Origin of the sequence: Synechococcus sp. MIT S9509, assembly GCF_047303035.1 — a bacterium.
Taxonomy (GTDB): domain Bacteria; phylum Cyanobacteriota; class Cyanobacteriia; order PCC-6307; family Cyanobiaceae; genus Synechococcus_C.
This window is the reverse complement of sequence record NZ_CP138940.1, coordinates 1790883-1815331: the sequence shown is the minus strand read 5'-3', so window position 1 is coordinate 1815331 and position 24449 is coordinate 1790883. Positions and strand designations below refer to the sequence as shown.

At 50.4% G+C, this 24449-nt stretch carries 21 protein-coding genes and 1 pseudogene; 12 read left to right on the top strand and 10 right to left on the bottom strand.

Features of this window, described 5'->3' with window-relative positions; genetic code table 11:
• Window positions 1–16: 16 nt before the first annotated feature.
• From SIB73_RS10505 to SIB73_RS10495, 3 genes are read left to right on the top strand one after another with little or no spacing between them, the layout of a single operon-like run.
• Window positions 17–1129 (top strand): efflux RND transporter periplasmic adaptor subunit, encoded by a 1113-nt coding sequence (locus tag SIB73_RS10505; protein ID WP_413405307.1) that lies wholly within the window; start codon window positions 17–19, stop codon window positions 1127–1129.
• An 11-nt stretch (window positions 1130–1140) separates the two neighbouring features.
• A complete protein-coding gene (locus SIB73_RS10500; RefSeq protein WP_413405309.1) occupies window positions 1141–4578 on the top strand; it encodes an efflux RND transporter permease subunit in 3438 nt (1145 codons plus the stop codon).
• Window positions 4575–4856: a hypothetical protein gene (locus tag SIB73_RS10495; protein ID WP_413405311.1), complete on the top strand. Its 282-nt coding sequence runs from the start codon at window positions 4575–4577 to the stop codon at window positions 4854–4856. The genes SIB73_RS10500 and SIB73_RS10495 overlap by 4 nt, the downstream gene beginning before the upstream one ends.
• 3 nt (window positions 4857–4859) lie before the next feature.
• Here SIB73_RS10495 and SIB73_RS10490 read toward each other — a convergent pair whose 3' ends face one another.
• The 5 genes from SIB73_RS10490 to sufB form a co-directional block, all read right to left on the bottom strand.
• Entirely contained in the window at window positions 4860–6518 is a 1659-nt protein-coding gene (locus tag SIB73_RS10490) for an alpha-D-glucose phosphate-specific phosphoglucomutase (protein WP_413405312.1), read from the bottom strand.
• Window positions 6519–6880: 362 nt separating this feature from the next.
• Entirely contained in the window at window positions 6881–7255 is a 375-nt protein-coding gene (locus SIB73_RS10485) for a hypothetical protein (protein ID WP_413405316.1), read from the bottom strand.
• Between the two features lie 47 nt (window positions 7256–7302).
• Window positions 7303–8493, bottom strand: coding sequence for a SufB/SufD family protein (locus SIB73_RS10480; protein WP_413405318.1), 1191 nt, complete (start codon window positions 8491–8493; stop codon window positions 7303–7305).
• A gap of 2 nt (window positions 8494–8495) precedes the next feature.
• Window positions 8496–9284 carry a Fe-S cluster assembly ATPase SufC gene (gene sufC / locus SIB73_RS10475; protein ID WP_413405320.1) on the bottom strand — a complete coding sequence of 263 codons (789 nt, stop codon included), beginning with the start codon at window positions 9282–9284 and terminating at the stop codon, window positions 8496–8498.
• Window positions 9285–9335: 51 nt separating this feature from the next.
• Entirely contained in the window at window positions 9336–10787 is a 1452-nt protein-coding gene (sufB, locus tag SIB73_RS10470) for a Fe-S cluster assembly protein SufB (RefSeq protein ID WP_413405322.1), read from the bottom strand.
• Between the two features lie 461 nt (window positions 10788–11248).
• On the opposite strand from sufB, the gene SIB73_RS10465 reads away from it, so the two are divergent.
• From SIB73_RS10465 to SIB73_RS10445, 5 genes are all read left to right on the top strand, one after another.
• On the top strand, window positions 11249–12382 hold the full coding sequence (locus SIB73_RS10465; RefSeq protein ID WP_413405324.1) for an efflux RND transporter periplasmic adaptor subunit: 1134 nt from the start codon (window positions 11249–11251) through the stop codon (window positions 12380–12382).
• A gap of 11 nt (window positions 12383–12393) precedes the next feature.
• A complete protein-coding gene (locus tag SIB73_RS10460; RefSeq protein ID WP_413405326.1) occupies window positions 12394–15657 on the top strand; it encodes an efflux RND transporter permease subunit in 3264 nt (1087 codons plus the stop codon).
• 257 nt (window positions 15658–15914) lie between these two features.
• Window positions 15915–16127: a hypothetical protein gene (locus SIB73_RS10455; protein WP_413439596.1), complete on the top strand. Its 213-nt coding sequence runs from the start codon at window positions 15915–15917 to the stop codon at window positions 16125–16127.
• Window positions 16128–16173: 46 nt separating this feature from the next.
• The gene (locus SIB73_RS10450) at window positions 16174–16440 is read left to right on the top strand and encodes a hypothetical protein (protein ID WP_413439595.1); all 267 of its coding nucleotides are present in this window, start codon (window positions 16174–16176) and stop codon (window positions 16438–16440) included.
• Window positions 16440–16637 (top strand): hypothetical protein, encoded by a 198-nt coding sequence (locus SIB73_RS10445; protein ID WP_413405329.1) that lies wholly within the window; start codon window positions 16440–16442, stop codon window positions 16635–16637. The genes SIB73_RS10450 and SIB73_RS10445 overlap by 1 nt, the downstream gene beginning before the upstream one ends.
• A gap of 753 nt (window positions 16638–17390) precedes the next feature.
• Here the strand turns inward: SIB73_RS10445 and SIB73_RS10440 are convergent.
• Window positions 17391–17633 (bottom strand): annotated as a pseudogene (locus tag SIB73_RS10440) (carbamoyl-phosphate synthase); the annotation flags it as partial.
• A gap of 411 nt (window positions 17634–18044) precedes the next feature.
• Here SIB73_RS10440 and SIB73_RS10435 point away from each other — a divergent pair.
• On the top strand, window positions 18045–18509 hold the full coding sequence (locus tag SIB73_RS10435; protein ID WP_413405330.1) for a hypothetical protein: 465 nt from the start codon (window positions 18045–18047) through the stop codon (window positions 18507–18509).
• 664 nt (window positions 18510–19173) lie between these two features.
• On the opposite strand, the gene SIB73_RS10430 is transcribed toward SIB73_RS10435, so the two are convergent.
• Both SIB73_RS10430 and SIB73_RS10425 read right to left on the bottom strand, forming a co-directional pair.
• Complete coding sequence (locus SIB73_RS10430) at window positions 19174–19437, bottom strand: DUF1651 domain-containing protein (protein ID WP_413405332.1); 264 nt, start codon at window positions 19435–19437, stop codon at window positions 19174–19176.
• Window positions 19438–19564: 127 nt separating this feature from the next.
• Window positions 19565–19768: a conjugal transfer protein TrbI gene (locus SIB73_RS10425; protein WP_413405333.1), complete on the bottom strand. Its 204-nt coding sequence runs from the start codon at window positions 19766–19768 to the stop codon at window positions 19565–19567.
• A gap of 265 nt (window positions 19769–20033) precedes the next feature.
• Between SIB73_RS10425 and SIB73_RS10420 the strand changes: the two genes are divergently transcribed.
• Complete coding sequence (locus SIB73_RS10420; RefSeq protein ID WP_413405335.1) at window positions 20034–20615, top strand: ferritin; 582 nt, start codon at window positions 20034–20036, stop codon at window positions 20613–20615.
• Between the two features lie 114 nt (window positions 20616–20729).
• On the opposite strand, the gene SIB73_RS10415 is transcribed toward SIB73_RS10420, so the two are convergent.
• Both SIB73_RS10415 and SIB73_RS10410 read right to left on the bottom strand, forming a co-directional pair.
• Window positions 20730–20900 (bottom strand): hypothetical protein, encoded by a 171-nt coding sequence (locus tag SIB73_RS10415; protein WP_413405337.1) that lies wholly within the window; start codon window positions 20898–20900, stop codon window positions 20730–20732.
• A gap of 148 nt (window positions 20901–21048) precedes the next feature.
• Window positions 21049–21246 (bottom strand): hypothetical protein, encoded by a 198-nt coding sequence (locus SIB73_RS10410; RefSeq protein ID WP_413405339.1) that lies wholly within the window; start codon window positions 21244–21246, stop codon window positions 21049–21051.
• 815 nt (window positions 21247–22061) lie between these two features.
• On the opposite strand from SIB73_RS10410, the gene SIB73_RS10405 reads away from it, so the two are divergent.
• Both SIB73_RS10405 and SIB73_RS10400 read left to right on the top strand, forming a co-directional pair.
• On the top strand, window positions 22062–22784 hold the full coding sequence (locus tag SIB73_RS10405; RefSeq protein WP_413405341.1) for a Coq4 family protein: 723 nt from the start codon (window positions 22062–22064) through the stop codon (window positions 22782–22784).
• 555 nt (window positions 22785–23339) lie between these two features.
• Window positions 23340–24443, top strand: a complete 1104-nt coding sequence (locus SIB73_RS10400) for a mandelate racemase/muconate lactonizing enzyme family protein (protein WP_413405342.1) — start codon at window positions 23340–23342, stop codon at window positions 24441–24443.
• Window positions 24444–24449: the final 6 nt, after the last annotated feature.

Sequence of the window (24449 nt, the reverse complement as noted above, 5' to 3'; positions counted from 1 at the left end):
TGCGGCCGATTGAGTCATGGCTGTGCGTCTCACCCGACCCTTCCTACCTTTCGCACTGACGCTGTTCATCCTCGGTGCCTGCGGAAAAGGTGGTGACCCGCAAAGACCCCTGCCAGAGGTGCAGCAGGCTGCAGTCACCGAGTCTGCATTCACCGATGACGTCGATACGGTCAGCACCCTCGAAGCCAGCGATCTGGTTCAGCTTGCTGCCCAGGCATCAGGCCGGATCATTGAACTGAAGATCACACAGGGAGATCGGGTGATCCCGGGGCAGTTGCTCATGACCCTTGATCAGGCTCAGGAGCAGGCCAAGCTGGCCGGGCTGAAAGCCAAAGAGCAAAAGGATCTGCTGGAGCTGAAACGCTATGAATTCCTGGTGCCTCTGGGTGCTGCGGAAGCGTCAGAGCGTGATCAACGGCGTGCGATCTACATCGCCTCTAGAGAAGAGGTCAAAGCTCAGGAGGCCACCCTGGCCTACAGCAATCTGCAGTCACCGATCGCTGGAACAGTCGCAGACATCTCTGTGCAGGTCGGGGATGTGGTGAGAAATGGCGACCCATTCACCAAGTTGATTCGCAACAACTCCCTCAAGGCCAGGGTGGAGGTGCCTTCAACCTATGCCGACCGCATCAGGATTGGACTGCCGGTGTTGCTCAGTCTTCCTGGCCGGAACGAGGTGATGGCCAGGAGCTCGGTAATGTCGGTTGACCCCGGAATCAACTCTGGAACACAGGCGCTTCTGGTGATGGCGCAGTTCCCCAATCCAGATGGCAAGCTGCGTAACGGTCAGAGGTTGCGCACCAGGGTTCAGCTGGACTCCCGCCAGCAGCCTTCCGTTCCATTTGCTGCCGTAACGCAGACGTCCGGCCAGAGCTTTGTGTTCCGTGTTGGAACGCTCAAGGAGCTTGAAGCACAGCCTGGCAAGGCTGACCTGGACAGGATCAAACGGGGAATTGATCGCGGCGTGATTTCTCCCGGCACTCTGTTTGCGCTGCAAACGCCGGTCAATCTTGGTGCCCTGCAGAACAATCGCTATCCCGTCATCAAAGGCTTGAAGCTGGGGCAGAACGTGATCACCAGCAATCTGCTCAGCCTGCGTCACGGTGTGCCGGTGAAGGTGAAGAACTGAGCGACTGAGTCATGTCCGCCTCGAATAATTTCATCACCAGACCCGTTCTTACAACGGTCTGCAGCATTCTGATCGTGATCGTGGGATTGATTGCGATTCCGATCCTTCCAATCGAAAACCTCCCGGACATTGCTCCTCCCACCGTCAAGGTGAGGGCCAACTACACCGGTGCCGATGCCGTTTCTGTTGAGGAGGGTGTCACCAGTGTTCTTGAGCAGCAGATCAACGGTGTCGAGAACATGGACTTCATCAGGTCCAACAGTTCCGCGGACGGGGTCAGCTCCATTGATGTGGCTTTCGCCAGCGGCACCAACGGTGACATCAACCAGGTCAATGTTCAGAATCGTGTGGCTCTGGCTGAACCGCAACTCCCTGAGGAGGTACGTCAGGCCGGCGTGAGCGTCAACAAAGCGTCCAATTCGATTCTGCTCGTTTACAACTTCGGCAGCGCGGATCCTGACCAGATCACCTACAGCGCTGAGACGATCAGTGGACTGCTGGATCTGAATCTGACCGATGCCATCAAGCGGGTGAGCGGTGTCGGGGATCTCACCTACTTCGGTAATCGAAAACTGGCGTTTCGGCTGTGGCTTGACCCCGACAAGCTCGCCAGTTTTGGCCTCACCTCCAGTGATGTGGTCAATCAGCTGTCCAGCCAGAATCGTCTTGTTCCTGCTGGTCAGGTCGGCGGTGAGCCCTCACCGAAGGGGCAGCAATTCACCTTCACTGTGCAGCTGCAGGGCCGCCTGCGCAGCGTTGAGGACTTCGAGCAGATGGTGGTGCGAGCCGCTGAGGAGGGTGGTCTGGTACGCCTCCGGGATGTGGGCAGCGTTCAGCTTGGTGGTGAGTCCTATGCCGTCAGCGCCACCGACCTTCAGGGGGTTCCGTCTGTTGGTTTGGCTGTTTATCAGCTCTCAGGCAGTAACGCTCTCGAGGTGTCGGACGGTGTGAAGCAGGTGCTCGCTGACTTTGAGATGACCATGCCTGTGGGCATGAAGATGGAGAAGATCTACGACAACACCGACTTCATCAGTGCCTCCATCCAGGGCGTGGTGAATTCCCTGCGGGATGCCGTGGTGCTTGTGGTTCTGATTCTTTTCCTGTTTCTTCAGAACTGGAAGGCCACTCTTGTTCCGGGGATCGCCATCCCTGTGGCATTGATCGGCACCTTTGGCCTGGTCCTGGGCTTCGGCTTTTCCCTGAATCAGCTGACGCTGTTCGGTCTGGTGCTGGCCACGGGTCTCGTGGTCGACGATGCGATCACCGTGATCGAGGACACTTCCACCAAAAAAGTGGAGGGGATGACGGCCCTGGAGGCAGCGAAAGCCACCATGGATGAGCTGTTCTCAGCGATCATCGCCACCTCGCTGGTGAAGTTCGCAGTGTTCCTGCCAGTTCTGTTTTTCCCTGGTGCGACAGGAACGATCTACAAACAGTTCGCGGCCACGGTGATCTTCTCGATCGCCATTTCCACTTTCAACGCTCTTACCTTCTCGCCGATGTTGTCAGCACTGCTGCTGGCGCGTGAATCAAAGGATCCCGGACGTCGGAGCTATGCCATCGCAGGCATGGTGATCGGTTTTGTGTATGGGTTGCTGGTGGTTGGTGCTGGGGCGCCTCTGGTGATGATCCCGATGGCTGTTGGTGCCTTGATTGGTCTGCTGCTTGGCCGCCTGATCGATCGACCGGTCACACTGCCCTTCACCATCGGTGGAGCCATTACCGGCTTGATTCTTGTTGGAGTCAGTCGGGTCATCCCCGTGATGCTCTATCCAGCTCTGGGACTGACTCTGGGTTGGTTCACGCCAATCATTTTCTCCCAATTCAATAGCGGGTATGCCGTGATGGAGAGCCGCTACGCCGCCGCTTTGGAGTGGGCTCTCGGTCGACGTCGACTGGTGATGAGCATCCTCGGCATCGGCATCCTGCTCACGGCCGTTGCCTTCCGGGCCATTCCCGGTGGGTTTGTGCCGATTGAAGATCAGGGTTATGCGATTGGCGTGGTGCAGGCGCCGGAGGGCGTCTCCACACAGGTCACTGAAGCGATTAACCAGCAGGTGGCTGCCGTACTGCGCACGGAAAAGAACATCACTGCGGCGTCCGTGTTCAGCGGTGCAAGCCTGGATGGCAACAGTCCCAACAAGGGCCTGTTCTTCTTCGGCACCAGCAATTGGTCTGAGCGAAAGCAGCGGGACCAGACCGTGGGGGCGATCGTCGGAAGGCTCAATCAAAAGCTGGCCCGGTCGGTGGATGGTGCCAGGGTGTTCGTCGTTGAACCTCCGGCCATTCCTGGTTATGGCACCGGAGGTGGATTCGAGTTTCAGCTTCTCGATCAGAGTGGTGGGGCCTACAGCCTGGCTGATTTTTACAGCACGGCAGGGCGCCTGATCCAGGCGGGTAACGCAGACCCTGATCTCAATCGTGTCTACACGCTGTTCGCTCCTGAATCGCCACAGATCGAGATTCAGGTGGATCGTGATCGCATGGCCGCCGTTGACGTTGACTTCGGAGCTGCGATGAAGACCTTCAGCATCAACTTCGGCGGCCTCTATGTGAACGACACCTTCCAGGAGGGCAAGGTGCGTCGGGTTTATGTGCAGGCTGATGCTGAGAGCCGTGCGACCCCTGAGCGCCTTTCAGCTCTTTACGTCAAAAGCTCCAACGGTGATCTGATTTCGCTCGCGGAGTTTTTCAGCGTGCGTGAAACACTCGGCCCCACGGTGGTACCTCACTTCAATCTCTACAGGGCCATCAAAATCGAAGGAGCGCCTGCGGCCGGAAAGAGCTCTGGTCAGGCGATCACGGCAATGAAGGGCATCTTTGAGACCTTCAGTCCGCAGGGCCTCAGTTTCGACTGGACTGGAATTTCCCGTGAGGAAGTGAAGGCCGGTGCCCTGGCAGTGGTGATCTTTGCGCTCGGCATCCTCGCGGTGTATCTGGTGCTGTCGGCGCAATACGAAAGTTATTCCGATCCGCTGATCATTCTGATGACGGTACCGACAGCCATGCTCGGCGCACTCGCCTTCCTGGCCTTGCGGGGTGAGGTGCTCAATGTCTACGCACAGGTGGGTCTGGTGATGTTGATCGGCCTGGCGGCTGGCAATGGAATCCTGATTGTGGATATGGCTAACCAGCGGATGCAGGCTGGTGCGAATGCACTGGAGGCTGCACGTTTTGCAGCAGGTTCCCGCCTCAGGCCGATCTTGATGACGGCGATTTCCTCGCTCTTTGGTTTCATGCCGCTGGTCTTCGCCAGCGGTGCAGGCGCTCGCAGTCAGACGTCTCTCGGAGCTGTTGTGTTCGGTGGTCTGTTGATTGCCACCGTTCTGTCGCTCATTGTTATCCCGGTGTTTTATGTCGTTCTCAAGTCTCTGCTTGGGCAGGCGGGTGGTGCATCTGAGGGATCCCCGTCAAGCGCTGATGACGGCTCTCCACTGATCAGCTCATGAAGTATGCACCAAGTGGATTCAACGGTTTCAAAGTTCTCTGGGCTGCTCTCATCGGTGCCTGCATCGGCATCATCCTCACGATTTTTCTTGGCACATTCGTTCGCAATACACCGGCGGAGATTCCTCGCACCAGATTGATTTATCTGCGAGGCGTCTTGATCGCCTCCGCGATGCTGTTTGGCTCATCGGTCGAGAGCATCCGTCAGCTCCAGGAGAGTGCGCCTGAGCAGGAGTATCGCTCTCAAAAGACAACTGGGCGTCAGCAGCGGCGTCGCTGACGCTCAGGTGATCACGGTGGGGCGGTCCATTCCTGTCCGCTGCTGAATCTCCGCCAGTGAGTTGATGCTGCTGATCATCTCTGCCAAAGCGATCTGGGGATCCTGATGGAGATCACCGGTGCTCGGGACATAGCTCTCCAGATAGACCCGGATGGTCGCCCCCTTGGTGCCGGTGCCAGAGAGGCGTACAACAATGCGGCTGCCGTCCTCCAAAAGGATGCGTAAGCCCTGGCCCTTGGTGACCGACTGATCCACAGGGTCGGTGTAACTGAAATTGTCGGCTCCAGTGATGTTGCGACTGGCGAAGGATTGGCCGACCAGACCAGGCAATAGGCCTTCGAGACGGTCATACAAGCCATGGGCGGCGTCGCTGGGCACTGCCTCGTAGTCATGACGTGAGTAGTAGTGCCGCCCAAAGCGCTGCCAGTGGCTGCTCATGATGTCCGCCACGCTGCAACGCCGTGCCGCGAGGATCTGCAACCAGAACAGCACGGCCCACAGGCCGTCTTTTTCACGCACGTGGTTGCTGCCGGTGCCGAAACTTTCTTCGCCGCAGAGTGTGATGCGTCCGGCATCCAGGAGATTGCCAAAGAATTTCCAGCCGGTTGGCGTCTCGAAGCATTCAATACCCAGCGCCTTCGCGACAACGTCAACGGCGGAGCTGGTCGGCATGGAGCGCGCCACGCCTGTAAGGCCTGAGGCGTAGGCCGGTACAAGCGTGGCGTTGGCGGTCAGCACGGCAAGGCTGTCGCTCGGATTCACAAAACAACGGTTGCCGAGGATCATGTTGCGGTCGCCGTCGCCGTCACAGGCTGCACCGAAGCGGTAATCGTCTCCTTTGAGGAGAAGATCGGCCAATTCGTGTGCGTACGTGAGGTTGGGATCCGGATGTCCGCCGCCGAAATCCTCTAGTGGAATTCCATTGCGTACGCTTCCTGCTGCTGCTCCCAGCAGATCTTCGAAAACACGTTTGGCATAAGGCCCCGTGACGGCGTGCATGGCGTCAAAGGCCAGTGGAAAATCGCTGCGCAGGAGAGCACTGATCTGATCGAAATCGAACAGTTGCTGCATCAATGCCACAAAGTCATCGACACCGTCGATAATTTCAACCTCCAGACCACCGATGTTGTGTGTTCCTGGAGTTACGAGAGTCAGCTCGGGGGCTTCAACCGTGGCGTACTGCTCCAGTGACTTGGTGCACTCGAAAACCGCATCGGTGAAGGAGCCTGGTGTGGGGCCTCCATTAGAGCCATTCACCTTCACTCCGAAATCACCATCGGGTCCGCCTGGATTGTGGCTGGCTGAAAGAATGATTCCGCCAATGGCGTTGCGTTTGCGGATCAGGTTGGACGCGGCCGGTGTGGAGAGAATGCCATTGGTGGTGAGGATCACCTTGTTCAGGCCATGGGCTGCACCCATGCGCAGAATCACATTGATGGCGCGCAGATTGCCGTAACGGCCATCGCCTCCGAGCACCAATGTGCCCCCCTTAACTCCTGGAAGGGTGCGAAACACTGCCTCAACAAAGCTTTCGAGGTAGTGCGGTTGCTCGAATTGCCGGCTGCTCTTGCGCAATCCGGAGGTGCCCGGCTTCTGGTCGGTGAAGGGGGCTTCGAGCCGCACAACGATTTGAGCGGGTTCGGCCGAGGGGGAGGCGGTCATCCCTGACGGGAGCAGATACTTAGAACCCTTGCATGTCAGATGCTTCTCAGGGTTGTCGGCGCGACCACTTGTCGCAGCTACCTCGACGACACCATGGTCTCTGAAGCAGTTTGGGCACTAACCATCTGATCGCTGATGCTCTCTTTGAGCCGCAAAGAACCTTGCTGGTGACTTTTCAGGCACCCTTTGCAACCATCGTGTTCAGGCAAAAAAAACTCGATCAGGGTGATTGTCAACAACGAACCTGTGAGCTTCGCTTCGATCTGCTGATTCAAGTCAGATTTGGCTCGAAGTCGGGAGTGATCTGACGCTGCTGTTTGTTGTCACGCTCGAACCTCGAATGGGATTGAACCGTTGAGGGTTCAGGTTTGTGTCGGTGAGGGTGCTTCCTGCTTGGGTTTTTCAGGCTCCGTGCAGACCAACGTGAGTCGGCGTGCAGGCCGGTCGATGCTGTCACGACGCTGAAAACTGTTGGTGGTGACCACCTGTGAGGCCTTTACAAGTTCCCAGACGGTGTCCTTGCATGCCGCCGAAAGTCTGGGGTGATCCATAAGTGGATCTGCAAGCGTGCGAGTCTTCCGGCAGCTGTCCTGATCGTTCGCACGTGAGCAGCTGTAAGCCAGCAGCTGGAGTGAACGCAGTTCATCCCTGGTCGGGAATGGAACCTTTTTGATCTTGGCCTCAACCCCTGCGGGCAGCATCAAGGCGAACCCCAAAAGGAGTGATGGAAGTCTCATGGGGTGGTTTCAGCACGTGGCGGCATTCTGGCCTGAGTTCCTCAGCCTCAACCGGATGTGATCAACACGTTGTGGATGCGTTCGGAAAGCTGCCATCGTTCAGCTCCTGCTGGTAAGTGATCAATCACCTCCTGGCAATACCCATTGAGCAATAATGCTGTTGCTTCCACTTCGGTGATTCCGCGGCTGCGGAGATAAAAGAGTTCATCTTCCTGCAGCTGGCTGACCGTGGCTCCGTGTGCGCATTTCACATCATCAGCGATGATTTCAAGCTCCGGTTTTGTATCAACGCGTGCTCGACTCGACAGCATCAGATTACGACTCAATTGAGCGGCATTGGTTTGTTGCGCTTCCTTGGGTACTTGTATTGAGCCATTGAAAATCGTGTGTGATCTCCCTGAAACCAGGCTTTTTTGCAACTGATCAAGTTCGCCCTCGGGCCCGTCAAATCGCATGGAGGAGTGCACTCCGATCTGCTGTTCATCGGTCGCAACAGCCAATCCCATCAGTGATGTGAATGCCTGGCCTCTCAGTTGCACGATTTTCGGTTCAATTCGAGCAAAAATCGAACCCTGTACAAAAGAAGACAATGCATAGTGGCTTCGCGGCTCCTGCTGTATGGCAAGTGTTGTCAGAATTGAGCTGGAGCCATCACCAATCGAGAGCAAACCATGTTGAAGATGTGATTCTTCAGCGAGCAGAACTTCGCAGAGATGGCTATGGGCAACGCCGCTCTCTGCTCGAAAGACTTCAAGCAGCTCAAGTTCGGCATTCTCATCAAGAATCAGCAGCACACGTGTCGCCATCAAGCCGGAGCCACGGGCATCAATCACGAGTTCCAGCGGAGGAACCTTGCCACTGATCTGCAGCGCCAGGATGTGTCGGCTGGAGGACTTGTTGAGCTCCACCGTCCAGTCTTCAGAGCATCCGCAGTGATCTGTTGCACGACCGAGGAGACTCTCGATCTCATCCCTGTGCAGGGCTTTGATGCCGCTGGGGAGTGTCACCCCCTCCAAGGGATTCTGTTCTTCATCACCGAGCAGCAAGCGAAGCCCGCCCTGTGGCGGCTCCGGCAGATCAGTGCGCGCATCAGCGCCAATGAGCGGCAGGTCATGAACCGCCCCAAGTCGTTTGAGATCGGTGAGTCTCCAGGCTTCCTGTTTACGGGTGGGCAAGCCCAGACGCTGGAGGGCTTCACGTCCTCGCTGCTGCACCGGTGCCAGTACGTTGCTCACCATGATCAGGCCACTCCCTCGGCAGCGAGCTGCTTATCAACCCAGTCGTAGCCGGTTTTCTCCAGCTCGATTGCCAGATCACGCCCACCGGTGCGCAGGATGCGGCCCGCAGCCATCACATGCACGTAGTCGGGAGTGATTTCATCGAGCAACCGCTGGTAATGGGTGATCAGGATCGTTGCGTTCTGCGGACCGGAAAGCTGATTCACGCCGCCGGCCACGATGCGCAGGGCGTCGATATCAAGACCGGAATCGGTTTCATCAAGAATCGCCACGACCGGTTCCAGCAAGGCCATCTGCAGGATTTCATTGCGCTTCTTCTCGCCACCGGAGAAGCCCTGGTTGACGCTGCGTTCGAGGAAGGCAGGATCCATCTGCACCACCTTGAGCTTTTCGCGCACGTGGTCTTCAAAGTCAAAGGTGTCGAGTTCTTCCTGGCCCCGCTTCTCACGCCGAGCATTGGTGGACACGCGCAGAAATTCCAGATTGCTGACGCCGGGGATCTCAACCGGATACTGGAAGCTGAGGAACACACCGAGGCGTGCACGCTCCTCCGCCTCCAGTTCAAAGAGATCTTCACCGCGATAGCGGACACTGCCACCGGTGACCTGATAAGCGGGATGGCCGGCCAGAACCTTCGAGAGGGTGCTCTTGCCACTGCCGTTGCGACCCATGATCGCGTGAATTTCACCAGCTCTGATCTGGAGATTCACGCCTTTAAGGATGGGCTGATCTTCAACGGATGCATGCAGATCGTTGATGTCGAGAAGCAGTTCGGCGTCGGAATTGATCATGGAATAAATAGGCTGATAATCGGTGATGGTCTATTTTGTGATGAGGAAGATTCAGCCCACAGCTCCCTCCAGACGAAGTGAAAGCAATTTGTCAGCTTCTGCCGCGAATTCCATCGGCAATTGGTTATAAACATCCTGGCAGAAACCGCTAACCATCATAGAGACCGCCTCCTCGAAACCGATGCCGCGGCTCTGCAGATAAAAGAGCTGGTCTTCTGAGATACGGCAGGTGCTGGCCTCATGTTCCACAGAAGAATTCATTTGTTGACAATGAATATAGGGATAGGTATTAGCACTGGCGTTATCACCAATCAGCATTGAGTCGCATTGGCTGTAATTGCGTGCACCTTTTGCTGACGGATTGACATGAACCAGGCCTCGATAACTGTTGCTCGATTTACCGGCGCTGATCCCTTTGCTGACAATGGTTGAGCGTGTGTGTGGGCCGATGTGAATCATTTTGGTCCCGGTATCTGCCTGCTGAAGATGATGTGTCAGAGCGACGGAGTAAAATTCACCAACCGAGTCTTCTCCAATTAAAACGCAGCTGGGATATTTCCAGGTGATTGCCGATCCGGTCTCCACCTGGGTCCAGCTGATGCAGCTGCGGGCGCCGCGGCACTGGCCACGCTTGGTGACGAAGTTGTAGATACCGCCAACGCCGTTCTCATCGCCTGGGTACCAGTTCTGCACAGTGGAATACTTGATCGATGCATCATCAAGCGCAATCAGTTCGACCACGGCAGCGTGCAACTGGTTGGTGTCGAACATCGGAGCCGTGCAGCCCTCGAGATAGCTCACGGAAGCACCTTCCTCCGCCACGATCAGGGTGCGCTCGAATTGTCCTGCATCTCCGGAGTTGATCCGAAAGTAGGAGGACAGCTCCATCGGACATTCAACTCCCTTGGGGATATACACGAATGTGCCGTCGCTGAAAACGGATGCATTCAATGCCGCAAAGAAATTATCGTTGCTGGGAATAACAGTCCCAAGATATTTTTTGATCAGTTCAGGATGCTCCTTGACCGCTTCCGCAAAGCCGCAGAAAATCACTCCAAATTCTGCAAGCTTTTCTTTGAAAGTTGTCGCAATCGAAACACTGTCGAAGACGGCGTCAACGGCAACGTTGCCGAGTCTTTTTTGCTCATTTAAAGGAATACCAAGTCTGCTGAACGTGTCGAGAAGCTCTGGGTCAACCTCCTCAAGACTTCGTTTCTTTTCTTTCGTTTTAGGCGCCGCATAGTAAATGATATCCTGATAGTCGATTGCTGGATAGCCAAGTTTGGCCCAGTTGGGTTCATCCTGTGTCAGCCAATTTTGATAAGCCTTCAGCCTGAATTCGAGCATGAAATCGGGCTCCTCTTTTTTGGCAGAGATCAGACGAATCACCTCCTCATTGATGCCTTTGGGAATTTTTTCTTCTTCAATCTCCGTGACGAATCCATATTTATAAGGCTGATCGACCAGCTCTTCGGCTGAGGATTCATTGGGAGTGTTTTTCATAAATCAATGCCTTGTCCGGGTATTTTTGAATGAGAGTTGAATGAGATTAAGATGAGAGGGCTTGTTCTTTTAATTAAAAAGCTAACAGCCTTGTGACCGTAAGCAGCATGCAAATTGTGATTCCCTTGTAAACTAATCAATGATGAGTCAATGGTCAGCCTGCAACTGATACGCGCTTGTGCATCATTCGGGCATGTACGGTTTGCTTGGACAGATTCTGCAGAATGAACTTTTAGAATTGATACTGCAATCCATGAAATTCTTCAGTGTCAGGAGCAGATAGTTAAAAATTATCTATCCGATGTTTAAATAAAGACCTAGTTAATAGTGATATTGTTCCTTTTTGTTGGCAAGTGCTAACGCTGTGAAATACTTGTTGACGAATTACATGAGAGCAGATTCAAGAGCTAGGCTTAGGCAAATTTAGTGACCCAATTTTGCCTTCGCACGTCTGCTCCAAAATGCGATTAGCGATTAAAGTTGGCCTCGTGTATGGTCTTTGCACCATCGTCGCAGCTTGTCAAAGCAAAGTCGCCACCCCTCAGCTTATTCCGGTTGATGCGACGAGGATTCAAATGCGTGATTTTGACAATGTCATTCAAGCAGAGGGTACTTTGACTGATCCTGGATATATTCAACTGAAACCGCAAACTAGTGGATTGATAACCCAAGTACTCGTTAAAGAAGGTGACCCTGTTCGAACTGGTCAAATATTGGTTGTTTTGGATGATGCAGAAGAACGGGCAGATCTCAAAACAGCGCAAGCGCAGCTGAAAGAAGCGCTTGTACAAGCAAATAGATATAAAAAATTAGCATTAGTTGGCGGTGTAGAAAAGGAACAAGCTGAAGAAAAACAAATAAAAGCAATTGAAGCCCAGAGTAATGTCGTTTCTAAGCAGGAAGCTCTTTCGAAAAGATCAATGCGTTCTCCTATAGATGGGATTGTAGGAGATCTTTCTGGTATTAGCCCTGGGCAATACTTGCAGACAGGCCTGGAGCAAGGCCAGAATAATTTTGTTGTTGTCAATAACGAAAATCTTTCAATTGACATTTCTATTCCCGCTCTTCAAGCAGGGCAAATTAAGTTGAACCAGAAGGTTAAAATGTATGATGTATCAAATAGCAATGTAATAGGCGAGGGCAGGATTTCATTTATACCTCCATACTTTGATTTAGACGGTGACATTAGTAATTATCAGCCATCTAACACTTTGAAGGTGAGAGCAGTTTTTGTTAACGGAACAGGCTTTCGGCCTAATCAGCTAATCCGATCAAGCATTATTATCGGTGATGAACAACTTCCTGGTTTGCCAGCTACAGCGGCATTGTTTAAAGCGCAGCAACCGTATACTTACAAACTAATTCCAATTAAGACTTTTCTAAAGGATTCTGATATCACATCTAATCAAAAAAAATTGATGTCAAAGTTGCCTGCAAGTACTTTAATTGCAATTGACACACCCCTAAAGCTCGGTACATTGCAGGATGATTATTTTCGTATTCTAGGTGGTTTAAATACCGGTGATTTGATTGCAATAAGTGGTTCAGGTATGCTTGCCAATGGCACTCCAGTTTCAATTAAATCTTCTAAATAAAGTACTAATAAGTGTCATTATCTAACCGTTTCATCAATAGACCAGTTCTTACCAGTGTTTGCAGTCTGGTGATCTTTATCCTCGGATGGCTTTCTTTCGAAAGTTTGCCGATTGAGTTTCTTCCTGATATTGCTCAGCCCACAATCACTGTCACTGCCGAATACCCAGGTGGAAATGCATCATTTGTCGAACTATCTATCACAGACCAATTAGAAGATATTTTATCAGATACGCCAGGAGTAGAGTATTTTACCTCTTCATCAAAATCTAATACAACCTCTATTACTTTGCATTTAGAGCCTGATACCTCGGCTGACACTGCTTCATTAGATGTTCAAAATCGTGTCCAACAAGCAAAGTCATCTCTTCCTCAGATTACTCAAACTAGGGGGATTAACATTTCGCAGACTACAGATACGCCAATTGCTAACTATTTAATCACTTCAACTAAAGGGCAACATGACAGTGCTTACTTAACAACCCTGGTCAAAAATCAGTTGTACAAGCAAATTCAAATGATTTCAGGAGTTGGAAGACTAGATATTTTCCCACAAAGACCTCTCTTCGAAATTTCAGTAGATTCTAATTTGTTGCGTACATACGGATTAAGTGCTGAGGATGTAAAGCAGAGTATTAATTCGCAGAATACTCCCGCATCTGGTGGATCTGTTGGTGCTCAACGGGTTGGCGAAAAAGAGACCTATTTTTATTCAGTAATGATTGAGAATAGTGGATATATTCAATCGATTTCAGATTTCAAGAACATTGTTGTAAAACGACTGGAGTCTGGAGCTGTCTTAAGAGTCAAAGACATTGGCGATGTCAAATATACATCTAGTGCTGACCATGATATTAAATCTAGCAATGGTTATCCTGGTGTATTTATTTCAGTAAATCTTAAGTCAGGCAGTAATGCTGTTGAGGTAGGTGAGAATGTCGGCCAGGTGATTGAGGAGTTCAAAACTGCTGCACCTTCCGGAATCAAAGTTGTGCGAATCAGGGATCGCAAGGCATTTATATTGGATTCCATAGCTAATGTCAAAGATGCACTTGGCTTAGCAATAGTTCTGGTTGTTCTTATTTTATTATTGTTTTTGCAAAATTGGCGTACAATTTTAATCCCTGGCTTAGCCATACCCATTTCAATTATTGGTACATTCTCATTTCTTAGGCTTTTTGACTTTACGCTAAATTTTCTCACAATGACGGCACTGGTGTTGGCGACAGGGCTGGTGGTTGACGATGCAATTCTTGTAGTTCAGCAAGTGTCATCCAATATTAAAAAGGGAATGAATCCAGTTGATGCAGCATTTGCGTCAATGAACGATTTGTCAGGGGCGATTATATCCACTTCTTTAGTGCTGATAGCCTTGTTTCTGCCTGTGACATTGGTTAGTGGTCCTATTGGCAACATCTACATTCAGTTTGCAATAACAATCATAAGCTCCATTGCGATATCAACTTTTAATGCGCTCACATTTTCACCAATGATGTCTGCTCTGCTATTAAGTTCAGAGCCGACTAAACCTACGCGACCGTGGATCACCGCATTCTTAGGAGCTGCTGTAGGTCTTTTGATGGGGTTTTTCACTAAAGCTAGTTTTGGAAATTTTGCTATTCCGATTAGCATTGCTATATTTTCCATCATTGGATTTAAGATTGAGAACGTTTATCAAACTTTCAATCGTTTTTATTTAAAAACTGAGAATACCTACGAGAATCTTTTGCGCCGTTTTTTGAAGAGAAGCAAGTTGGTTTGTGCGTCTTTATTGCCACTTGCGTTAGTAACTCTGTATTTATTTAGGATTATTCCTACTGGTTTAATCCCGAATGAAGACATGGGTAATTTAAGTAGTTTGTTATTGCTCAATCCTGGAATATCGCTAACAGCAGCTCAACCTGTTAGCAACCAGGCAAGAAAAATATTAAATGGTATAAAAGAAGACAAAGAGTCTGGCCTTCTTGATTTTGTTGCTGTCGACAGTAGGAATGACGCCCTAATATTTCTATATATGAGTTTAACTCCGCTAGATCAGCGTCGCAAAAAAGATCAGAGTATTGAGAGTATTAAAGCTAACATTGCAACAAAGCTAGCACCTTTACCAACAAGGGTTTTCCCACCGGTATTGGAAGATCCGATGATTCAAGGATTTGGTGAGGATAACTCTACAACTGTATCTTTGATCGACAAAAGTAGTGGCCGTTATTCAATTAATGAGTTCTTTGATTTAGCCCAGAAATTTTCAGACAAATCATCTCAGCAATCGTCAATCCAGAACATCTCAACCCAGTTTTCTCCTGATAACCCAACCTATGAGCTGAAAATAGACCGGTCATTGCTCGGGTCCCTTAATCTTACCTACGATGAAGTTGTAAACACGATTAGTACTTTCGCAACCAGTACACGTGTTACTCAAACATCATTAGAGGGAGGTCCAAAAGATGTCAACATCATCAGTCAACCTCAGGATAGAAGTACTATAGATGACATAATGAATTTCCCACTACAAACCTCTAAAGGAGATTTTGTAAAATTAAAAGAAGTGGCTTCATATAAATTGCTAACAAGTCCAGTACAGATAAATCATTTTAATTTTCAACGCTCAATTGAGTATAAAGTCGTTCCTGCCCCTGGATATACTACAGGCCAGGTTATCAATGACATTAAAAATGTTTTTGAAACCCTTGATTTTAATGATATAGGTTATGAGTTTACAGGTCTTTCTAGAGTCCAGAATAATTCAGGCTCTGCAATTGTTTTCTTGTTCTTGATGGCAGCATTGGCTGTTTTCTTGGTTCTTTCTGCGTTGTATGAAAGCTACATTACTTCAACTGTCATCATGATTACAGTCCCAATAGCCATACTGGGTAGTCTTGTATTCCTTAAATTGCGATCAATGGAGATTAATATTTTTGCTCAAATAGGATTTCTTATGTTAATAGGACTTGCCGCTAAAAACTCAATTCTGGTTGTCGAAGCGGCAGATCAACGAGTTTCTAAAGGAGTCGATATTGTTGTAGCTGCCGCAGAAGCTGGAAAGGAAAGGCTTCAGCCTATCTTGATGACATCCGTTGCGTCTCTTGCTGGCTTTTTCCCACTTGTGATTGCGCAAAATGCTGGCGCAAATACTCAGCAGTCAATTGGTACGGTTGTTTTTGGAGGCCTTTTGATGGGAACCACATTGTCGTTGCTGGTTGTACCTTCTGTTTATGTGTTGATTAAAAATCTGGAAAATAGAATTTTTTCGCGAAGTTCAAAGGCCAGTCTTTCTTGATAGTTGATTTGCTGCTCTCGGTTGATTGCTTGAAATTGTGAATCTTCCAGCAGTTTTCTGGCTCTTAAGCAAGCCTCTGTGGATAGTTTGATCAGAGTATTGCCATGAAGGGTTAATGCAATACCGCTAATATTATTTTCCAAAAATAATCTCAGCTGACCCCGCTCCCGCATCTGGATGGCTGCCGATTCAGCTTGTGTTGTATCCGTAGCTCGAAAGGAAACAGCGACGTAGAGCAATGAAACGGCTGGCCAGGTGTGAGCGGTCTGCCAAGTATTTCGGCATCAAGAGAGGCAGGAAGCCAGGCCCTAAGCCAGCGGCACCGCCAACGCTTGCTGAACGAATGGAACAGGCATTCCTTCGGCTGGAGCTGGACGCGTCATGACTCTGTTGGAACCAACCACGTCAGCGCAGTCTGGGAATCCCCCGAATCAGGTCGCTCCTGGTGCTGGGCTCGGCTGCGGGGCTGATGAAGCTACAGCGGTAAAGGGATCGGGGGCGTTCCCTGAACCTGCTGTGGCTTTCCCCTCCGAACTGATGGATTCCGCCTGGGATTCACTCTTGGCCACTGACGGTCGTGGTGTCCCAACTGATGTGGCTGAACTCACTGCAGCGCTGGAGTCATCACCAGAACTCCGCTCAGCGGCACTGCTGTCAGCTCTTGAGCGTGCCCGTCAGGCACTTGTGTCGACACCGTCCAGCGCGGCGATTGATCAAACGGTGACGCTGCCTGTTGTTGACCTGATCGCGATGACGCGGTCATTGATGAGTCGCCTGCGCTGATGGCCAAGAGAAGACCGAAACGGACCAAGGCACGGGCAGCGGCAGAAACCGAAATCCTGGAAAAGGGTCGGTGGAGTCAGCTCCGAGCAAACGACCGATTGCACACGCCTGCTGAAAACAAAGCGGCACGGCAACGATGCAGGCAGCTGATTGATGGCGGCGCTGATGCAGTGGATTGGGTGGTGCTGTACGGGTAGAAGTGATCAACACTTGTGCGGGCAAACCCTCTGCGCTGCAATTCACATCGGACATAGGCCATTACAGCCTTACCTTCTGCCAAGCCTTTAGTTATGTAAGTAACGAGGATGCTCATTGAAGACATATCAACGAATGATGACACTTTTATATCGTATTAAACAAGCCTACAAACACATTGAAAATTGATTCAAGTTTCACCTAGTCTTTGCGTAGGTTTTTTGGGTCATTATCTTTAATACACTTTATGCGAGTTTCTTCCCGGGTTAATAATGGAGGGCTATCATTAAAAAGGCGAGGCCGGGGCAAGTTGGGTCTTTCAGCCGCAGTGTCGGGGCAATTGTACAAGCATCTACTTAATTTCGTTTGCGCTCGAGCTACTAACTCCTTTACGATTCTTTCTTTATCCAGATCAGCTGGACTCGGGTTTTGATTTGGTTCCCCTAGATCTCCAAGTCGCCTGTAAGCATCACTAGCTTCGTATGCATATTCATCGCAACATTTGGAATAGCAAGTAGGTTCGGGGGTAATATTTTCATCGCGCTTTGTATTATCATCAACTTTTTGTGCAGGAGGAGACCATGCCAGGCAAGTCAAAGCGATAGGTGAGACAAGTAAGATCTGAATTGATTTTCTATAATTTTTAAAATTAAACATAGTTCAACAAATCCGATAGACAGCAATGTAAGTCAATCGAAGGAAATAGTCAACAAGCTGTATTGCTTACTAAATTCAGCCAAGTTGATATTGGCTCACGCATCAGCAAAGAAGACGCCGTTATCGACGACCAATGGAAGGAATTCACCGATACCTGCTTCATTTGACGTTCCAACACCCTGCCGTGCGCCTTGGAAACCGAAGGCAGGTTTAACCACATCCTTAAAGCTGATGCTCATCACATCACCGAGATCCTCAGCACTACCGTCCTGTGCCTTCAAAGGCAGTGGGGCAACGGCAACTCCAGAAGCCAGCAATCCGATCGAGATGTGACGGAGCATTGGTGAGGTAGCGAATGTCATCTGGAGCGAGGTGACAAACCATAAGTGCTCATTGACCTCTCATTGATTTTCAAGGTTCTGAAAGCCTTGCCCATATCAGATGGGTAGGTATGTACACAGCGAGATGACCAGTGCGATCAAGGGCTTCGGTCCTTCAGAAAAGAAACAGGCTTCCAATCTGATCTTTTACATCGTGATTTGTGCCTTGATCGCTCCTTGCATGGTTGGGGTTGGACTTTCTCAAAAGTTGAGCCGCTGGCCTGAGGGAGGACTCCCGTTCTTCTTTTGGTGATACACCTCGGAGGGTAGACCTAAACGCTCTATCCAAAAGTGAAACCCACTTTTCAATGCTTAACAATGCAAACAAATTGATTGGTCTTGGCTATGAAGTGAAAAACCAGTTTTCAAGGCATGATTCGTACTTTCTTGCTTGCATCGGCATTAACTTTGACTGGAGTCATGCCAATGCAAGCTAATCATCATCACCACGGAGGTGGTGGTCATCATCACCACGGAGGTGGTGGTCATCATCACGGAGGCCATTGGCATCACAATAATTGGCGTTGGTATCGAAACAGAGAAGCTGCTTGGGGACTTGCAGGATTAGCAACTGGTGCAATCATCTCATCAGCGATTGCTAATTCTCGTGCACAAGATTCTCCTACGATTGTCGTACCAGAAACCAATCGAATGCTTGATTATGACCTTGATCAGTCATCCCCTCAGCTTGAAGATGTTAATTTTACTTATACCGTTGACGGAGTAAGAGTGAATGCTCAGGCAAATTGCGTACAAGGTTTGATCAACGGCAATCCGCCTGAAAGTGCAGCAGACGCGCATACACTGAATGCTGTCTGTCACACTGCAAGCAATTAGTTAGTATTGCTTCGGTTGTGTAGAAGAGAAACAGGTTCCCATGCAGAAGCCAGCAATCCGATGGAGAGTCGGCGGAGCATGGATCAAGCGTTAGTCCGCGCATGATGCCGGTCTCTGCTTGGTTGCGCTTGCAGTCGTCACCACCTGGGCGGGCATCGCTTCCAACCGCCTGACTAACAGGAATGGTCCTTTTGGGTGATGCGCCTTCACCATCCTTTCCGCGACGGTGCTTGGGTTCGCAATCATGCATTGAAAAACGGGTCTGCAGTCGGTTCTGCTGCTGTTCAGTCTTCAGTGCAAATGTGTCTGCCGATACACTCACCTATTCGTAGCATTTGTTGGCCAAGTCCGCATCAAATGAAAATTCTCAGGCGTGTTGTTATCGGTTCTGCTGTTGTGGCGGCAAACATCACGCCAGCAATGGCATCGGACGTTTACCAACAGAACAGAATGAGGCAAATGGAACAAAATAGGTATTTTCAGCGGCAAAGGGAGACGAGAGAGCGCTTGTACAGGCAAGAAAAACAGCTGAGAGATTTCGAGCGGCGACAGAATCAAGAGTGGTGGAGATGAGAACGATGTTTGCGGCGGCCTATTAAGCGGCCCATTGAAAGTAGATCTCAGTGGTGGTGAGTTTGTAGGGCAATACGCCAACTAATAACTCTCACCACCTAGGCGGGCATCGTTTCCAGCAGCCTGACTTCTGCATGGTTTCCCATGCCTCGATGGCGTTGTGGCGAAGCATTCGTCTGATGACTGGCTGACCACCGCCGCGTAATGGCCTGGTTTCAACGACAACCCACTGCGCATGTTGGGTTGGCATGTCGTTTTTGAAGCTGCAGACCTTGCCTTCCTGGTCGTTCATCAACCAGCCGACACCGTTCTTCGGTGCATGGCGATCAACAAGCGGCCTGTCCTTATTCGGCATGGATCCACGATGGCGAAACCTCAACACCAGCTGCTGCTAGCGGGGCTTCAGAGGCTCAGCACCACTTCCCGCATGAGAACGAGATCGCTTGTCTTCATTGCTGCGATCTGATCCAGCGGTTACTGAACTAATCGGTAGCCGCTAGAAGCAGCTCCAACTCTCCAATTCCGCAGTTACAGCCGTTCCGCTCGCCATCACATGGCTCCATGTTGGGATGCCCCTTGGCACAGGACTCAGAGCAGAAATGCTGCCCACCAATCCTAATTGACCTCGATTCTTCAACGCTGCGCTTGCAAAGCGAGCAGTCGCACAAAAGTAAAACTGCAGTCATCACACAACTCTCGGTAACAACTCGTCAGGTCTATTGCATTCAGGGCATCGTTTCTTTGGCGGCTAACCGAACACTCAATATTGACTTATCGAAAGTGATTCTCAGCAGCAGAATCACACTCCTGAATGTGATTCTCAAAAACATATCTGCAGCTTTTGAATGTGATTCTTAAAAGCATATTTTGATCCGCTAATATTCGGTTTTTACGCATATCTTTCGCTGTTTTGTGATGTAGAACTGATTCATCCCTCCCAGAGGAAGAGACATGACAGCTTCACAAATCCAAGCCCCCATCGAAGTCCCCACCGGTCCCGCAGGCCGTGCCATGGCTGAACCCATGTCAGCCGAAATGCTCGACCTGATGGAAGCCCATCTCAACCTCGAGCGTCAGTCAGCTGCTGATTACTTCGCTGCTGCTGTCTGGTTTGCTGAGCGTGAGCTGACCGGCTTTGCCGAACACCTCCGTGATGAGGCCAAGCAAGAGGAGCAGCACGCTGCCAAGTTTGCTGACTATCTGATCAGCAGAGGTCAGCGCCCTGTGCTCGACACCATCGAGCCACCCCGCCAGCAGTGGACTGGCGTGGAGCAGGTGATTGCCAACGTCTTCCGCATGGAAGCTGATGTGACCGCCTCGGTGCTGCAGCTCTACAACACTGCGGAAAAAGACATTGATCGCCGCACCACCGTCTTCCTTGATCCCATCGTTGATGATCAACGTCTCTCCGAGCACAAGGCCGCTTACCTGCTGGGTCGCGTCAAGTTCGCTGCAGGCAACCCTGCTGCCGTGATGATCATCGACGCGGAACTGAGGGAAGGCGAGGCCGAGCCCGCCAAGCTTGAAGGCTGACCCTCTGTTCATTCAGCTCAAAGCTCAACCTTCCAACTCCATCCAACAGCCCCGCCAAGTGCGGGGTTTTTTATTGATTAAACCTCACATTTGTGAGGCTTTGATTTGCTGTGATCAGCCAGCTACAGCTGAAATGCTGTACAGAGCTTCAGGGGAGCTGGTGGGCATTGGGTCGAGCTTTCCTGCTGCCAATGCTTTGGCGCGGATATACATCTGACTCGATGTAGCTCCAGCTGCTTCCATCGCTTTGGCGACGACATCCCAGTTGCGGATTTCAGTTGACATTGCTGTTCGTTTGACGGTGAGGAAACCATCGCCAGCCAGCTGGTCTGCTCGTGACGGTGAAATCCGCCAAGGGACCGAACACGCGAAACGGGATATTCCCAGCTATTGACACCCCGATCAAATGGAGCGGAGATCAGTGAAAGCTGAGTTACGGAGCTTGGGGAGCCTCGATCGGTATCGGTGACTCAATGGGAACTTGCTTGATTCCGTCTTTGGCTGCTTCTGCCGTGATGAAGCCGCCAACGATCACCACCACCAAGCAACCCAGACCACCAATGACTCCAACTGCTGTGATCACAGCGGTGATTTGATCACCTGTGTTCCGTGGATCAGTGCTTGGAACCATTGAGTCAATCCAGCTGCTTCTGTTCTGGCAGGTGCTGGTCCGCGAAGCAAGAAATCATCAAATTCCCTCAAACCAACCGTTTTCGATCTCTGGCCAGAATCAAACTGAGTCACCACCTGGGCTGACAGCGTTTCCACCCGCCTGACTTCTGCATCGTTTCCCAGGCTTCGATGATGTTAGTTGCTGTTCAGAGTGCTTTAAGCTCTAAGCAGAGATTCAACCAGTGCACGTCTAGAATTAATTTTCGCTTTCTGCGTGAAGTGATCATGGAGAGTTCTTTGCGCCGATAAAAATTGATATCCCCGCATTCCTGCAGCAGGATATGATTTTCTCTTTCGTAGAATTCTATGGCTTCAAGTGCGGTTATGTTGTCGATGTAGTCAGAAAAGGTTGTCATTGATTTGTGCCCTGATGGGACTTTTTCGGTCTATTCCACCTCGATTCCGCTTGGAAGATGGGACAGCCGTCCTTAAAGGTTCGGTTTTAGGACCTTTTCGGACGGGATCCATGGGAGCGAATTCACCGGCCATGACCAGCTGCTGCTCTTGAGGCTGCGGGCTGCACTACTGCTGCAGGAGCAGCGAATTGAACTCCTGAGCAGGTCAAACATGAGGTCGTACTCCTGCAGTCCATGCCTCTCCTCGAGTCCCTGAGATCAGGTGGTGACTCGTCGTGTGAGACCCTCAGATCTGCTTGATGGAAATGCATTTCACATCTGATGCTTTGGCTGATAAACCGACCTCCTTTGTTCGGTTTTGAGTAGTGACTTAGATACTCAGCAGGTCTAGACCAAAAATGCCTCAGAAATTCACGACATGGCTTCTCGAACTGAACTAAAAGAAGACGCCCTCGATTTAGCCTTAGGCATTCTTCAGTTAGCCAGGGATCCTGAGCATGGTTTCAAACACAGCAGACACTTTTCACCAATTTTCAAATGGGATCTGCAGAAAGAATGGCTCAAAGCCTTTTTAAATCATCCCAAGATTAAGCCTCTTGTCGATGAGCAGTTTGACATTCCATGGCCATCATTTGAAGCTATGCGTGCGATGCCAGTTGGAAGCCTGGGAAACTGCGCTCAGCTAATGTTTAGTCAGCTCGAAATTGATCCGTTACCACCAGTAAATAAAAACCTTAGAAAGGTTGTAGAGACCAATGAAAAGGAAGATTATTTATCTCGCAGGCTTAGAAAATTTCATGACATTTTCCATTTAGCTCTTGGTGTTGACACTTCGGTAGCTGGGGAAGCAGCTGTGCAAAGCTATATCGCTGTTTCACAACGTCAACCGGCAGTCGTCGCGGCTATCTCCGCTTTCATGACTCACAGTTTCTTCTATCCCGATGAACATCGTATGATCTGGGAGGCTATTAACTTTGGCACTCAAGTCGGTCTCGCTGGGGTCTTCCTGGAAGGGTGCCGCTGGGAAGAGGGATGGGAGCGACCTTTAGCTGAATGGAGATCTGAGCTTGGACTTACTTCTTTACTGAAGAACTCCCCTTTTCAGGATGAAATACATCGGTGGGAAACGCTTCCCTCTTGAAAAATCAACACTAATCCTTTAAGTAATAAAGCCCCATGCACCGGACCGACAAAGGCCACATCTGTTAGCCACGCTTGCTACTTATGACTGCGACTGGAACACTTACCTTGAGGCTGGCCATTAATGAAACCAGCGCTCCAGCTAACACTACATTGGAGGAGCAACAGCGCGTCAAGCTGTCTGCTGACCCACTGAAATTGATTGGAACCACACTCAGCAACATCACATGAGCCTGAGCACTGTTCGCAGTCAGCGAACCTCTTGATCCACCTGCGGTAAAACCAAGCTGACTTTTGCTTGGGACGATGGCATAAAGAGCACAAACAGTTGAGGCAGGTCAGCATCTTCATTCAAGCGAATGAAGCTGAATAACCTGATGAATGCTGAATCAACTAGTCCAATAAACGAATCGCTCTCTGTTGGGATAAATTCTTATTTTGTATACCTGCTTGCTGTAATTATTGTGAGCTTTGCTGGGCCACTCATATTGCCCAGCGGGACGGGCTTCTCGAACTAATGATTAATTGCTATAGATGATTCAGGTGCTTTTGGCAATTGACAATAAAAATCAAGGATGTCAGAGCTATCTTGCTCTCTATTCCTTTTGAATCTGCCGGCTCAGGTGAAGGCATCATGCCAACGGCTTGGACAGAACTTGAGTTCTGTCTTGTAAGGATTGAAACTGATCAAGGCCTTATCGGCTGGGGCGAGGCTTTCAGTTATTCCTGCAGCCGATCGGTAGCAGCGTTTATTAGAGAATCTATCGCCCCATTGCTCATTGGCCAGGATTTGCCCGATCCAATCCTCTTCGGAGAAAGTACCCAGCACAAGCTGATTCTTCAGGGGCGCAGCGGTGTGTCGATGTTCGCTCTCTCAGGCATTGATATAGCGCTTTGGGATCTAAAAGCCAAGACAGAGTCGATGAATCTGGCCCAGCTGTTGGGTGGTCGCTGCAGAGAGACCATTCCCTCTTATGCCAGCCTCATTCGCTACGGAAATATTGATCTTGTTGCTGCAACTTGTGAGCATGTTTTAAATATTGGCTTCAATGATTTCAAGTTGCATGAAGTTGCTTTGCCCGTGATTCGTCGAGGAGCTGAATTATTAGGTCAAGATAATGGTCTAATGGTGGATGTGAATTGCAACTGGAACGAGGTTCAATGCCAGGAAGCAATCCCAGAGCTGCTGAATCTGAATGTGAAGTGGCTTGAGGAACCGATCTTTCCCCCCGAGAACGTGCGGGCCCTCGCGCTTCTACGAGACACCGGTATCAGGATTTCTACAGGAGAAAACGCATGCACGGCCTTTGCTTTTGAACAAATCTGTCTCGCTGGAGCATCAGATTTCTTGCAACCCAGTGTGACTAAGGTGGGTGGTGTAAGCGAAGTTCTGAAGATCCTGAAAAACCATGGCGGGTCACTAGGACTTCCTTTCACTCCTCACTCTCCATACTTCGGTCCAGGATTTCTAGCAACTCTTCAACTGGCTGGAGCCGTTGAGAGCACAAGGTTTGTGGAGTATCTATATGTTCAGCCTGAGTGCTGGATTTATGCAGACATGCCCCTCCCTGAGGACGGTATATTTTGTATTCCAGATGGCGAAGGTCTCGGGATGGACCCAGACCCTCGTGTGCTTGAGCGTTATTTCGTAAACGGTTGAAAACCT